The sequence below is a fragment of the Streptomyces sp. NPDC018029 genome (assembly GCF_044327655.1).
Classification (GTDB): Bacteria; Actinomycetota; Actinomycetes; order Streptomycetales; family Streptomycetaceae; genus Streptomyces.
Genome location: NZ_JBIRFV010000005.1, coordinates 192,332 through 205,409, shown reverse-complemented (window position 1 = coordinate 205,409; position 13,078 = coordinate 192,332). Strand labels below are relative to the sequence as shown.

12 protein-coding genes are annotated in these 13,078 nt (G+C 73.0%); 8 read left to right on the top strand and 4 right to left on the bottom strand.

The window, feature by feature from the left end; all coding sequences use genetic code 11:
• The first annotated feature begins 96 nt into the window (after positions 1 to 96).
• The 4 genes from ACH4D5_RS17240 to ACH4D5_RS17225 are packed head-to-tail and all read left to right on the top strand — an operon-like array spanning position 97 to position 4,035.
• Positions 97 to 1,095: a FecCD family ABC transporter permease gene (locus tag ACH4D5_RS17240; RefSeq protein ID WP_398302993.1), complete on the top strand. Its 999-nt coding sequence runs from the start codon at positions 97 to 99 to the stop codon at positions 1,093 to 1,095.
• Positions 1,092 to 2,186: a FecCD family ABC transporter permease gene (locus ACH4D5_RS17235; protein WP_398302991.1), complete on the top strand. Its 1,095-nt coding sequence runs from the start codon at positions 1,092 to 1,094 to the stop codon at positions 2,184 to 2,186. Before ACH4D5_RS17240 ends, ACH4D5_RS17235 begins: the two co-directional genes overlap by 4 nt.
• Positions 2,183 to 3,043, top strand: coding sequence for an ABC transporter ATP-binding protein (locus tag ACH4D5_RS17230; RefSeq protein ID WP_398302989.1), 861 nt, complete (start codon positions 2,183 to 2,185; stop codon positions 3,041 to 3,043). The genes ACH4D5_RS17235 and ACH4D5_RS17230 overlap by 4 nt, the downstream gene beginning before the upstream one ends.
• 11 nt (positions 3,044 to 3,054) lie before the next feature.
• Positions 3,055 to 4,035 carry an ABC transporter substrate-binding protein gene (locus tag ACH4D5_RS17225; RefSeq protein WP_398302987.1) on the top strand — a complete coding sequence of 327 codons (981 nt, stop codon included), beginning with the start codon at positions 3,055 to 3,057 and terminating at the stop codon, positions 4,033 to 4,035.
• 20 nt (positions 4,036 to 4,055) lie between these two features.
• On the opposite strand, the gene ACH4D5_RS17220 is transcribed toward ACH4D5_RS17225, so the two are convergent.
• Positions 4,056 to 5,141, bottom strand: a complete 1,086-nt coding sequence (locus ACH4D5_RS17220) for an HAAS signaling domain-containing protein (protein WP_398302985.1) — start codon at positions 5,139 to 5,141, stop codon at positions 4,056 to 4,058.
• A 210-nt stretch (positions 5,142 to 5,351) separates the two neighbouring features.
• Here ACH4D5_RS17220 and ACH4D5_RS17215 point away from each other — a divergent pair, with 210 nt between their 5' ends.
• The 3 genes from ACH4D5_RS17215 (at position 5,352) to ACH4D5_RS17205 (ending at position 7,165) form a co-directional block, all read left to right on the top strand.
• Positions 5,352 to 5,540 (top strand): hypothetical protein, encoded by a 189-nt coding sequence (locus ACH4D5_RS17215; protein ID WP_398302983.1) that lies wholly within the window; start codon positions 5,352 to 5,354, stop codon positions 5,538 to 5,540.
• Between the two features lie 88 nt (positions 5,541 to 5,628).
• The gene (locus ACH4D5_RS17210) at positions 5,629 to 6,852 is read left to right on the top strand and encodes a glycosyltransferase 87 family protein (RefSeq protein ID WP_398302981.1); all 1,224 of its coding nucleotides are present in this window, start codon (positions 5,629 to 5,631) and stop codon (positions 6,850 to 6,852) included.
• Positions 6,791 to 7,165, top strand: coding sequence for a hypothetical protein (locus tag ACH4D5_RS17205; RefSeq protein ID WP_398302979.1), 375 nt, complete (start codon positions 6,791 to 6,793; stop codon positions 7,163 to 7,165). The genes ACH4D5_RS17210 and ACH4D5_RS17205 overlap by 62 nt, the downstream gene beginning before the upstream one ends.
• A gap of 36 nt (positions 7,166 to 7,201) precedes the next feature.
• Here ACH4D5_RS17205 and ACH4D5_RS17200 read toward each other — a convergent pair whose 3' ends face one another.
• The 3 genes from ACH4D5_RS17200 to ACH4D5_RS17190 all read right to left on the bottom strand — a co-directional run bounded on the left by ACH4D5_RS17200 (position 7,202) and on the right by ACH4D5_RS17190 (position 9,961).
• On the bottom strand, positions 7,202 to 8,842 hold the full coding sequence (locus ACH4D5_RS17200) for a DNA repair helicase XPB (protein ID WP_398302977.1): 1,641 nt from the start codon (positions 8,840 to 8,842) through the stop codon (positions 7,202 to 7,204).
• A 346-nt stretch (positions 8,843 to 9,188) separates the two neighbouring features.
• A complete protein-coding gene (locus ACH4D5_RS17195; RefSeq protein ID WP_398302975.1) occupies positions 9,189 to 9,461 on the bottom strand; it encodes a hypothetical protein in 273 nt (90 codons plus the stop codon).
• Positions 9,461 to 9,961: a hypothetical protein gene (locus tag ACH4D5_RS17190; RefSeq protein WP_398302973.1), complete on the bottom strand. Its 501-nt coding sequence runs from the start codon at positions 9,959 to 9,961 to the stop codon at positions 9,461 to 9,463. Before ACH4D5_RS17190 ends, ACH4D5_RS17195 begins: the two co-directional genes overlap by 1 nt.
• A 358-nt stretch (positions 9,962 to 10,319) precedes the next feature.
• Between ACH4D5_RS17190 and ACH4D5_RS17185 the strand changes: the two genes are divergently transcribed.
• The gene (locus ACH4D5_RS17185) at positions 10,320 to 12,983 is read left to right on the top strand and encodes a helicase-associated domain-containing protein (protein ID WP_398302971.1); all 2,664 of its coding nucleotides are present in this window, start codon (positions 10,320 to 10,322) and stop codon (positions 12,981 to 12,983) included.
• The last annotated feature ends 95 nt before the right edge of the window (positions 12,984 to 13,078 follow it).

Below are 13,078 nucleotides of genomic sequence, written 5' to 3'. Positions count from 1 at the left end.
CCCGCACATAGACTTAGCCCACCCTTACTGCCCCCCTCCCCCGGGCCCCGGCCCTCCCCCCCCCCCGTCCTCGCCCCCGTGAAACGAGCTCAGCCGATGCGTGTGCCCGTCGGACGCGCCGCCGTGATGACGGCGGCCGTCGTGGCCCTGCTGCTCGCCGTCCTGTTCAGCCTCTCCGTGGGCGCCCGCGCCGTCGCGCCCTCCACCGTGTTCGACGCGCTGCTGCACGGCGGGGACAGCGACTCCGCCGGCGTGATCCGCGAGATGCGGGTGCCCCGCACCGTGATCGGCGTGCTCGTCGGCGCCTCGCTCGCGCTCGCGGGAACCGTCCTACAGGGCATGACCCGCAATCCGATCGCCGACCCCGGCATCCTCGGCATCAGCCAGGGCGCCTCGGTGGGTGTCGTCCTCGCCATCGCCTACGCCGGCGTCCACACCCTGACCGGTTACGTCTGGTGGGCGTTCGCCGGCGCCGGGCTCGCGTCCGTCGCCGTCTACGCCATCGCGGCCGGCGGCCGGGGCGGCGCGACCCCCGTGAAACTCGCCCTCGGCGGCGCCGCGATCAACGCGCTGCTCGTCTCCGTGACGACCGCGATCCTCACCACCAAGGCCTCCGCGCTCGACGAGTTCCGGTTCTGGCAGGTGGGTTCACTCGCCGGCCGCGACGCCGAGATCGTCGGCCAGATCTGGCCGTTCCTGCTCGTGGGCCTGGTGCTCGTCCTCGCGGTCGCGCGCGGCCTGGACGCGCTGGCGCTCGGCGAGGACGTGGCGAAGGGGCTCGGCCAGAACGTCGCGGCGGTACGGATCGTCGGCGGGCTCGGCGCGACGGTCCTCACCGGCGCGGGCGTGGCCGCAGCGGGACCGATCGCGTTCATCGGCCTCGCCGTGCCGCACATCGCCCGCGCCCTCATCGGCAGCGACCACCGCTGGGTGCTGCCGCTCGCGGCGGTCCTCGGCCCGGTGATGCTCCTCGCCTCCGACACGGTCGGACGGATCGTCTTCCCGCCCAGCGAGGTGCCCGCCGGCGTGATGACCGCGCTGATCGGGGTGCCGTTCCTGGTGGCGCTCGTCCGCCGGAAGACGGTGGCGGCATGAGCAGCGGTACGACTGCCGTGGCCCCGGCCAGGAACCCGGCCCGCGTCCGGCCCGCCGGCTACGCCGTGCTCCGCGTCCGCAAGGCCGCCTTCCTCGTGCACCGCAGGGCCGCCGCGGTGGCCGCCGCCCTCGCCCTGCTGCTCGCCGCGAGCTGTCTCGCGTACCTCTGTGTCGGCGAGTCCTTCGTCCAGCCCGTCGAGGCCCTGAAGGTCGTCCTCGGGCAGCCCTCGCCGGACACGCTGGTCGTGGGGACCCTGCGCGAACCCCGCATGGTGGTGGGCCTGCTCGTCGGCGCCGCGTTCGGCGTGGCGGGTGCGCTCATCCAGACCGTGGCCCGCAACGCGCTGGCCAGCCCCGACATCATCGGCATCAGCCAGGGCGCGAGCGCGCTGACGGTCGGCGCGATGACCTTCGGCGTCACCTCGTACACGGTGCTCCCCTACCTGTCCGTGCTCGGCGGGATCGCCGCGGCCGCCCTCGTCTACGTCTTCGCGTGGCGCGGCGGCCTGCACGCCACCCGGTTCGTCCTGATCGGCATCGGCATCGCCATCGCCCTGCGGTCCGTGACGACGCTCTTCATGACGAAGGGCGACTACCTCGTCGCCCAGCAGGCGCAGATCTGGATGACGGGCTCCCTCAACGGCCGCGGCTGGGCCGAGGCGAACCCGCTCGGCGTCACCCTGCTCGTCCTGCTCCCCTTCGTCCTGTGGGCGGCCCGCGCCCAGCGCGCCGTCAGCATGGACGACGACACGGCGACGGCTCTCGGGACGCGCCTCGGACACGTACGCCTCGGTCTCGTCCTGCTCGGCGTCGTCCTCGCCTCGGTGGCGACCGGCGCCGCGGGCCCCGTCGACTTCGTGGCGCTCCTCGCCCCCCAGATCGCCCGCCGCCTCACCCGCACCGCGCAGCTCCCGCTGCTGTGCTCGGCGCTGCTCGGCGCGCTCATCGTGGTCCTCGCCGACCTGCTTGCGCGCCGCCTCTTCTCGCCCACGGAGCTCCCGGTGGGCGTCCTGACGGCGGCGGTCGGTGCCCCGTACCTCATCTGGCTCATCGTCCGGAGCCGCTCCGTCCGCAATGGAGGCACGTCGTGACAGCCGCCGCCCGCCTTTCGGCCCGCGAGTTGACCCTCGCCTACGAGGACCACACCGTCGTCGACGGCCTCGACCTCGTGATCCCCGACGGCAAGGTCACCGTCATCGTCGGCCCCAACGCCTGCGGCAAGTCCACGACGCTGCGGGCCCTCGGCCGCCTCCTCAAGCCGAAGAACGGTGCGGTCCTCCTCGACGGCGCGTCCCTCGCCAAGCTGCCCACCAGGAAGATCGCCCAGCAGATCGGCCTGCTCCCGCAGACGCCCGTCGCCCCCGACGCGATCACCGTCGCCGACCTCGTCGCGCGCGGCCGCCAGCCGCACCAGCACTGGTGGCAGCAGTGGTCCGACGACGACGAGAGAGCGGTGACCGAGGCCATGGCACGTACCGACGTCACCGCGCTCGCCGAACGCCCCGTCGACGAACTCTCCGGCGGCCAGCGCCAGCGCGTGTGGATCGCGATGGCCATCGCGCAGGACACGGACATCCTCCTCCTGGACGAGCCCACCACCTACCTGGACATCTCCCACCAGGTCGAAGTCCTCGACCTGGTGCGCCAGCTGGCCACGGCCACGCACGACGGCGACCGGGGCCGCACGGTCGCCGTGGTCCTGCACGACCTCAACCAGGCCGCGCGGTACGCCGACCACCTCGTCGCCATGAAGAAGGGCGAGGTCGTCGCCGAGGGAGCCCCCTCGGAGATCGTCACCGAGGATCTCGTACGCCAGGTCTTCGGCCTGGACTGCGTGGTGGTGCCGGACCCCGTGACCGGCTCCCCCCTGGTCGTCCCCGGGGCGCCGTGGTCCGCGCCCTCGCCCGCCCGCCCCGCCCCCGCCCGACGGCACGACCCCACCGCATGAAAGGCGTCCCCATGACCCCCTCCCGCTCCCCGCTGCGCCGCCGGGCGCTCCTCACCGGATCGCTGGCCCTGACCGGCGCGCTCGCGCTCTCCGCCTGCGGCTCCTCCGACTCCGACGGGTCCGGCGCCGCCGGCGGCAAGACCCGTACCGTCAAGACGGCCATGGGCGACGTGAAGGTCCCCGAGAAGCCGCAGCGCGTCGTCGTCCTCGACACCGCCGAGCTGGACTCCGCGATCACGCTCGGCGTGCAGCCGGTCGGCTCCACGCACGTCGAGGCCGAGTCCGGCTTCCCGAGCTACCTGCCCAAGGACAAGGTCAAGGGCATCAAGGACGTCGGCGAGATGCTGAACCCCAACATGGAGGCCATCGCCGCGCTCAAGCCCGACCTCATCCTGACGTCGAAGATCCGGCACGCCGCCAAGTACGACCAGCTCAAGGCGATCGCGCCGACCGTCATGACGGAGACGACCGGCTACCCCTGGAAGGAGAACTTCCAGGTCCACGCCGAAGCGATGGGCAAGCAGGCCGAGGCGGCGAAGGTCGTCGACGACTACAAGGCGCACGCCAAGAAGGTCACCACCGCCATCGGCGGCCCCGCCGAGGCCGAGCGGACCGAGGTCAACGTCATCCGCTTCATGGAGGGCGCCGACATCCGCCTCTACGGCGACCAGAGCTACATCGCCACGCTCCTCAAGGACGTCGGCCTCGGCCGCGCGCCGATCTCCGCGAAGGCCAAGGACGGCTTCTCCTACGACCTGTCCCCCGAGAAGATCGACCTCGCGGACACGGACGTCATCTTCCAGTCGACGTACGGCGACCCGAAGAAGGCCAAGCAGACGCAGACCACCGGCAGCGCCCTGTGGAAGAACATGAAGGCCGTGAAGTCCGGCAACGTCCACACCGTCGACGACGCGCTGTGGATCCAGGGCATCGGCTACACCGCGGCGGACAAGATCCTGGACGAGATGCAGACGGCCCTGACGAAGAAGTAGGGCCCCTGCCGGGTGGTGCCTCACGGCCGTCGCCGCTGCGATCTCCACAGCAGGAAGAGCGCGGAGGCGACGGCCGCGCCGCGCACCACCCACGGCCAGGTGTCGCCGATGGCGTCGCTCATGCGCCCGTCCGCGATCGGCTCGCCCCAGCCCTTGTCGGCGCGCCCCCACAGCCACGTGATGCCCGCGGCCACCGCGAGCCCCGGGAGCCACAGGACGGCGAACTTCACCTCGGCGGGGGTGAGCCTGCGGGAGACGTAGGTGATGAGCCAGCCGACGCCGAGGACCACGAGGTTGCCGAGGACCGCGCCGACGACGAGGAGCGCGGCGGCGAGCAGGAGCAGCGGGTTGCTGAACGTGGGGAGGCCCGGTCCTGCGCCGCCGCCCGCCCGGCCGACCCGCCACCACCGCCGGCGTGCCCCCTCGCCCGCCGCCTCTTCCGCTGCCTCTTCCTCGTAGGCGTACCCGTCCGCCCCTTCCTCGTCCTCGTCCGCCTCTTCGGGGTCCTCCTTGGGCGGGGGCTTGAGTATTTCCGGGATCTCCACGCCGCCGACGAAGCCGGGGACGCTGTCGGCGAGGCCGAACGGGCTGCTGTCCACCCGCCACCAGTCGGGCTCGGAACCGCTCGGCCCCAGCTCGTCCGTGCCCGCGAGGTGCGGCGGCGACGCGCCCTCGAAGTCGGCGGGCTGTTCCGGGGCGGCCGGGGCCTTCGAGGAGCTCTCGCGGCGGGGCCCGGGCACGACGCGCCGCAGACTCTGCACGCTCTTCGAACTATTCGAACTCTTCGGACTCCTCGGGCTCCTCGGACTCCTCGGGCTCTTCTGCCGGGCGGGGGCGCTCTTCTCCGCGGGCGGGTCCTCCGGTACGTCGCCGGACGCCCCGCCCGCCGCTTCGACGACCTCCTCGGGCGTGCCGAGGCGGGCCAGGATGCGGCGGACCGCGGCGGGGCTGTCGCCCGCGGGTCCCGCCGACCGGCCCCGGTCGATCCGGTTCCGCAGGTCGGCGACCAGCCGCATCCGGTCGCCGGACGGCAACTGCCGCTGCTGGGCCAGGTCTCCGACCCGACTCAGATAGTCGTAGACCAGCTGATCGCTCTCGATCCCCACGAAGTCCCCTCCGGGGCGGCTGCGTTGACGCGCCGCGGTTGTGCACAGCGCTCCCGACGTTACCGTCTCAGGGCCACAGGGCGCCCGCACCCTAGGGGTCGCCGTCCGTCTCAGGGTGTACGGGATCCGCCGTGAGGTGCACCGGAGAGCGAGGGGCGGGTCGCACCGCAGGGCGATGTGCGGAGGGCGCCCGGAAACCATCATGAAGTCATGAGCGCAGCAACCTTCACCCCCGTGTCCGTCCACTCCTCCGCGGACCCCGCCGCCGACGGCCGGGGCACCCCGCACCCGCATCGCGTGAGCGGCGTCCTGCGCGCCGCGAAGGTCCTGGCGAGCGCCGCGTTCGGCGTCGTCGTGCTCGGTGAGTACGCCGAGGAAGCGGGCGTACGACACCGCTGACGCACGCCACGGAGCGGGCGTACGACACCGCTGACCCGCCCCGGCCGGGCGCCCTCGCCCGCGCCACGAGGTCCATTAAAGTCACGCCGTGACATCACGTGCGGTGACGAAACCCTCACTCCTCGCAGCCGCCTCGCTGCTCGCGGTCTCTCTCACCGCGCTGGCCGTCCTCTGCGTCGTCCAGGACGTACGGATGGTCGACACCCTGGTCTACCGGGCGGAGGGCGCGGCCGTCGCCAACGGCAGCGACCTGTACGGCTTCACCGTCACGGAGTGGGAACTGCCCGCCACCTACCCGCCGTTCGCCGCGATCCTCTTCGTACCGACGACCTGGCTTCCCGTAGGGGTCCTGAAGGCCGTCTTCCTCGTCGGCAACGCCGGTCTCCTCGCCCTCCTGATCCGCCTCTCCTGCCGTCTCGCGGGCCTCCCCGCGTGCGTCGCGCCCCTGTGTGCCGCCACGGCCCTCGCCCTCTGGCTCGAACCCGTCTTCCAGACCGTCCTGTTCGGCCAGATCAACCTCGCCCTCGCCTGCCTCGTCCTCTGGGACCTCACCCGGCCGTCCGGCGCGCTCGGCAAGGGCTTCGCGCTCGGCGTCGCGGCCGGCATCAAGCTGACGCCCGCCGTGTTCATCGCGTACCTGCTGCTGCGCGGGCGGGTCCGGGAGGCGGCCACCGCGCTCGCCGGGTTCGCGGGCACCGTACTGCTCGGCGCGGTGGTGCTGCCCGCGGCGAGCGTCGAGTTCTGGACGCGGCGGGTCTTCGAGACGGGCCGGGTCGGCAAGGCGTGGATCGTCGACAACCAGTCCCTTCAGGGGCTGGTCGCCCGGCTCCTGCACGACGCCGAACCCGGCGCGGCCTGGGTCGTCCCCGCGGCCGTGACGGCCGCCGCCGGCCTCTGGCTGGCCCACCGCACGCCCGACGAGCCCCGCGCGCTGCTCCTGGCCGCGTTCACGACCGTGCTGATCTCGCCCATCAGCTGGTCGCACCACTGGGTGTGGTGCGTGCCGCTCCTCGCCGTCCTGATCGCGGAGGGCAGGCCGCGGGCGGCCGCCGCCGTGGCCGTCCTCTTCACCGCCCGCAGCTTCTGGCTGCTCCCGCACCAGGGCGACCTGGACCTGTGCCTGCCGTGGTGGCAGCAGCCGCTTGCGTCGCCGTACGCGCTGCTGGCGCTGGCTCTGGCGCCGATGTTGAGTACGTACCTGAGTACGCGCACCGAGGTGCCCGCCCCGCGCCCGCGGGTTGACTCGCTGCATGCACCCCGAGACGTCCCCGCACCCCGAGACGGAGTCCCGCCACGAGTGGGCCGCGCGTAACGCCGCCTACGCCGCCGCCCATCCGGTCCCCCGGCCCTCCCGCGTCCTCGCCCTGGCCCTGGCGACCCCGCTCGTCCTCCTGCTGCTCACGCTCGGCTGGTTCGTGGTCGCGCTCGACGCGGAGCTCGGCGACGCGTCGTCGCCGGAGCACCAGGAGGTGGTCGGCCGCTACGTCCTGGCGACGCTCGGCGGCCTCGGCGGCCTGACGGCGGGCTGGCTCACGCCGCGCGACTCGCGCACGGCGTGGCTGCGGACGGTGTGGGCGCTGGCGTCGGTGCTGGTGATCCCGGCGGCGATGCTGGCGGGCGCCTAGACCCCCGGCTCTCCTCTACCGGCTACTGGCTACTGGCTACTGGGCCAGGAGCTCGTCCGCGTCCACGATCCGGTACGCGTACCCCTGCTCGGCGAGGAACCGCTGCCGGTGGGCGGCGAAGTCCTGGTCGATGGTGTCGCGGGCGACCACGGAGTAGAAGCGGGCCTCGTGCCCGTCGGCCTTGGGCCGCAGCACCCGCCCGAGCCGCTGGGCCTCCTCCTGCCGCGACCCGAACGTGCCGGACACCTGGATGGCGACGGTGGCCTCGGGCAGGTCGATGGAGAAGTTGGCGACCTTGGAGACCACGAGGACGGAGATCTCCCCCTCCCGGAACGCGCCGAAGAGCTTCTCGCGCTGCGCGTTGGTCGTCTCGCCCTTGATGACGGGCGCGTCCAGGTGCTCGCCGAGCTCGTCGAGCTGGTCGATGTACTGCCCGATGACGAGGGTCTGCTCACCGGCGTGCTTCTTGACGAGCGCCTCCGTGACCTTCCGCTTCGTGGCGGTGGTCGCACAGAACCGGTACTTCTCCTCGGCCTCGGCGGTGGCGTACGCGAGCCGCTCGCTGTCCGTCAGATTGACCCGGACCTCGACGCAGTCGGCGGGCGCGATGTAGCCCTGCGCCTCGATCTCCTTCCACGGGGCGTCGAACCGCTTGGGCCCGATGAGCGAGAAGACGTCGGACTCGCGCCCGTCCTCGCGCACGAGGGTCGCGGTCAGCCCGAGGCGCCGCCGCGCCTGGAGGTCGGCGGTGAACTTGAAGACGGGCGCGGGCAGGAGGTGCACCTCGTCGTAGATCACGAGCCCCCAGTCCCGCGAGTCGAAGAGCTCGAGGTGCGGATAGATGCCCTTCCGCTTGGTCGTGAGCACCTGGTACGTGGCGATGGTGACGGGCCGGATCTCCTTCCGCGTCCCGCTGTACTCACCGATCTCGTCCTCCGTGAGGGAGGTCCGCTTCACCAGCTCGTGCTTCCACTGGCGGGCGGAGACGGTGTTGGTGACGAGGATCAGCGTGGTCGCCTTGGCCTGCGCCATGGCCCCCGCGCCGACGAGGGTCTTCCCCGCCCCGCAGGGCAGCACGACGACACCGCTGCCGCCGTGCCAGAACCCTTCGACGGCCTGCTGCTGATAGGGCCGCAGCGACCAGCCGCTCTCGTCCAGGTCGATCTTGTGGGCCTCACCGTCCACGTACCCGGCGAGGTCCTCGGCGGGCCAGCCCAGCTTCAGCAGCGTCTGCTTGACCTGCCCGCGCTCGGAGGGGTGCACGACGACGGTGTCCGGGTCGATCCGCTCGCCGACGAGCGGCTGCACCTTCTTCGACCGCAGGATCTCCTCAAGCACCGGCCGGTCGGTGGTGGTCAGCACGAGCCCGTGGGTGGGGTGCTTGGAGAGCGTGAGGCGCCCGTACCGCGCCATCGTCTCGGCGACGTCGACGAGGAGGGCGTGCGGCACGGGATACCGCGAGAACTCCACGAGCGCGTCCACGACCTGCTCCGCGTCGTGCCCGGCGGCCCGCGCGTTCCACAGCCCGAGCGGGGTGACCCGGTACGTGTGGATGTGCTCGGGCGCCCGCTCCAGCTCCGCGAACGGCGCGATGGCCCGACGACAGGCGTCGGCCTGCTCGTGGTCGACCTCGAGCAGGAGAGTCTTGTCCGACTGGACGATGAGGGGACCGTTCACGCGAGCGCCCTTTCCATAGGCCAAACGTCCAGTGTGCCGCATGGGGACGGATCGGGGTGGTGACGTCGGCTACAGGGGTCCGGGCAACCAGTTCGGCAACCACCCGCGCCGACGCCGGCCGGACTGCCCGCGGGTCTCGTTCCTGAGGCGAGTGGCAAGGGCGAGCTATGTCTCGTCGTCGGTCTCCTCGAAGGCGACGGCGGCCGCACCGAAGGCGATGCCCGCCGCCTCCAGGTCACCGGTACGTCGACTGCCGAGGCCGGGATTGCGATGTCCTCGGCGAATGCCTCGGTGACCTCCTGAAGTCTGCGCAGGTCGTGGGTGACGGCTCTGGTCCGGCCGTCCCTCAGACGCCTCCGCCGTCCCCGGCGAACAGATCGTCGATGCTCTCGGCATGGACCGCCCGGTCCAGCCAGCGGTTGAGCAGGTCGAAGTCGGTGCAGTTGCTGACGCGCTCCCGGGCGTGCTCGGGGATGTCGACCCCGCGCACCTCCAGGACGCGGAGGATGGCATTGGCCTCGCCCCTGGCCACGCCTTCTTGCTCGCCCTCTTCCTTGCCCTCGAGGTACGCCGTCTCGCGGACGGTACCCCGCCCGGGGAAGTAGGTGACGAAGGTCATCAGCTCTCTCCATTTCTCTCCGGCACGGGTACTCCCCAGGCCGACGTCCAGAAGGTCGGTTCGGTGATCATCGGTACGTTGTCCGGGCCGACGACCAAGGGGTACGTGCTCTGGGCGGTCCAGCCGCGTGCTCCGCAACTGAATGGCCCCACCGCCCACTTCGCGGTGGCGCGGCTCTTGCACACCACGAGCAGGAGGACCGGCAGACGGAACTTGGCCTGTAGGTAGGCCACGTAGTACGGCCAGTTCGTCTCCTTGTCCGCGTCGTGGCGCCCCTGCGCTTCGATGGCGAGGAGGAAGTCGTCGCCGTCGGAGGGCTGGACGCGCAGCACGCTGTCCACGCGGCGCTCCAGCGGCAGCAGTTCCGTCGCGTCAGGGGTGAGGACGTCCACGGCCGCCTTCTCCGGGAAAGGCAGGTCGAGCGCCTCGAAGACCGGTACGAGGATTTCGGGCCGGTCCTGGAAGATCCGGTGAGACGCCTCGTGGGCTGATGTGACCATGAGGAACCTTCGCGGGGACGCGCCGCGATGTCCCGTCACTCCGAGTGCGTTCATCCTTTCGAGACCGGCAGAGACGTTCCCCCGGAGAGCGCGGCTGCGCGACGCTGTGACGAGGCCGTCTCTGCCTGGGGGTGCAAAACATCTGCGCCCGGCGGCCGCATGGTGATCCACGCATGCGCACCACTGAGCACGACATCGAGCCGCCGCCGAGGGGCTGACACCACCTGCGGGCCCGCATCACCGACGCCGAGGCGCTTCTGGCGTTCGCGTCGCGGGGCGGGCGGGCCCCAGGGGGTAAGGGCCCCGGCGCGGGCGTGAGGGCGGATGCGGGAGCGCCCGACCCGCTACCGTGAACCGGATGAGCACCGACGAGCCGCAGCCCACGGACAGTGCCGGCGCGAGCGCGCCCGTATCGCCTCGCGGGGCGGAGACGCCCCGTTCCCTCGCCGAAGCGCTGCGGTCGCGGGAGGACGGCGCGCTCGCCGACCTGCTCCGGTACCGGCCCGACCTGCTGAACCCGGTGCCCGGCGACCTCACCCAGCTCGCCACGCGGGCGGGGACCCGGGCCTCCGTGGTGCGGGCCCTGGAGCGGCTCGACCGGTTCGCGCAGCAGGTCGCCGAGGCGCTCGCCGTGGCGTCGGACCCCGCCTCGTACGAGGAAGTGCGTGGGCTGCTCGCGGGGGACGTCGGGGACCCGGCCGTCGAGCGGGCGCTGCGGCGCGCCCTCGGCACGCTCCACGAGCAGGCCCTCGTATGGGGGACCGACGACCGGCTCCGGCTCGTCCGCACCGCGCGGGAGCTCCTCGCCCCCTCACCGCAGCACCCGTCCCCGACCGGCCTCGGCCCCACCGTCGCCGAGGCCACGGCCGGGATGTCACCGACCCGCATCCAGGACATCGTCGCGGCGGCCGGGCTCCCGACGACGCACGACGCGGTGTCCGCCGTGCAGTCGCTGACCGCGCTGTTCACGGACCGTACGCGCATGTCGGCACTGCTCGACGAGGCGTCCGCCGAGTCCGTCGAGGTGCTCTCCCGCCTGGTGTGGGGGCCGCCCTACGGACAGGTCACCGCCGATCCGGCCCGGCACCTGCGCTGGCTCCTCGACCGGGGGCTGCTCCTTCCGACCGCGCCCGGCACCGTCGTACTGCCCCGCGAGGCCGCCCTGCACCTGCGCGCCGGCCGCGCCCACCGCACGGTCGAGCCGACGCCGCCGCCCGTCGAGGTCGCGCGCGAACACCGTCCACAGGTTGTGGACGCGACCGCCGCCGGGCAGGCGTACACCGCGCTCGCCACCGTCGAGGAACTCCTGAAGGACTGGGACGAGGGCGGCCCCGCCGTGCTGCGCGCGGGCGGCCTCAGCGTGCGCGACCTCAAGCGGACCGCGGTGGCGCTCGACACGTCCGAGCCGCTGGCCGCGTTCTGGGTCGAACTCGCCTACGCCGCGGGCCTGCTGGCGTCCGACGGCGAGGCCGACGAACGGTACGCCGCGACTCCCGCGTACGACGAATGGCAGGAGCTGCCCGCCCCCGAGCGCTGGGCCGCGCTCGCCGGTGCCTGGCTCGCGGCCACCCGCACGGCGGGTCTGGTCGGCGGCCGCGACGGCAAGGACCGCACGCTGTCCGCGCTCGGTCCGCACCTCGACCGGTCGTCGGCCCCCGAGGTACGCCACCGGGTCCTCGCGCTCCTCGCCACGCTTCCCGAGGGCTCGGCGCCCGACCCTGAGTCCCTCCAGGCCCGGCTCCACTGGGAGCGCCCGCCCGCCGGCCGCAACCGTCCCGCCGACGCCGCGTCCGCTCCGGACCTGCGCTCCCGGATCGCCCAATGGACGTTGGACGAGGCGGAGTTGCTGGGTGTCACGGGGCGGGGGGCGTTGTCGACGCATGGGCGGGCGCTGTTGCCTGAAGGGAATGGGGGAGCGGGGGGCGGCCTCGGTGCGGGTGCCGGTGTTGGTGCCGCTGTCCCTGCCGGTGCAGGTGCGGATGCCGGTGTTGGTGCCGCTGTCCCTGCCGGTGCGGGTGCGGGTACCGGGGCGGGTGCGGGTGCCGGTAGTGCCGGCGAGCGTCGGCTCGCCGCTGCCCGTGCCGCCGAGCTCCTTGCGCCGCTTCTCCCCAAGCCACTCGACCACGTCCTCCTCCAGGCCGACCTCACCGCCGTCGCCCCCGGCCCGCTGGAGCGGCCGCTCGGTGACGCCCTCGCCGTGCTCGCCGACGTCGAGTCGAAGGGCGGCGCCACCGTCTACCGCTTCTCCCCCGGCTCCGTGCGCCGCGCGCTCGACGCCGGGCAGTCCGCGTCCGACCTGCACGCCTTCCTCGCCGCCCACTCCCGTACGCCGGTCCCGCAACCCCTGGCCTATCTGATCGACGACGTGGCGCGCCGCCACGGCCACCTGCGGATCGGCGCCGCCTCCGCGTACGTGCGGTGCGACGACGAGGCGATGCTCGACGAGATCATGGCGGACAAGCGGGCGCAGAGTCTGCGACTGCGCCGTCTCGCGCCCACCGTGCTCGCCGCCCAGGCGGATCCCGGGGCGCTCCTGGACGGGCTGCGGTCCATGGGGTTCGCGCCCGCCGCGGAGAGCGCGGAGGGCGACGTCCTGATCACCCGCGCCCACGCCCACCGCACGCCGCCCCGTTCGGCGCCCGAGCCCGTGCCGGACGGGCCGCCGGTGCCCGGGGCGACGCTCATCGACGCCGCGGTGCGGGCGATTCGGGCGGGGGATCTGGCGTCCACGGCGCCCCGGAAGGTGGCGCCGGCGTCGGCCTCTTCCGCCTCGGCGGCGGCGGACGGGCGGCTGCCGCGTACCACCGCTGCCGAGACGCTCGCCACGATGCAGGCCGCGGTGATGACCGGTGAGGCGGTGTGGATCGGTTACGTCAACGCGGAGGGGGCCGCGAGTCAGCGTGTCATCGCGCCGGTGCGGGTCGAAGGGGGCTTTGTGACGGCTTACGACCACACTGCGGATGAGGTCCGTACGTTTCCCTTGCACCGGATCACGGGGGTTGCCGAGCTTGCCGACGAGTGAGGCGCGGCTCCCGGGGGCGGGGGCGTCGTGGTTTTTCGCGCAGTTCCCCGCGCCCCTGGGAGGGTGGTCCCTGAAGCCCCGTCTGCCGGGTGCCG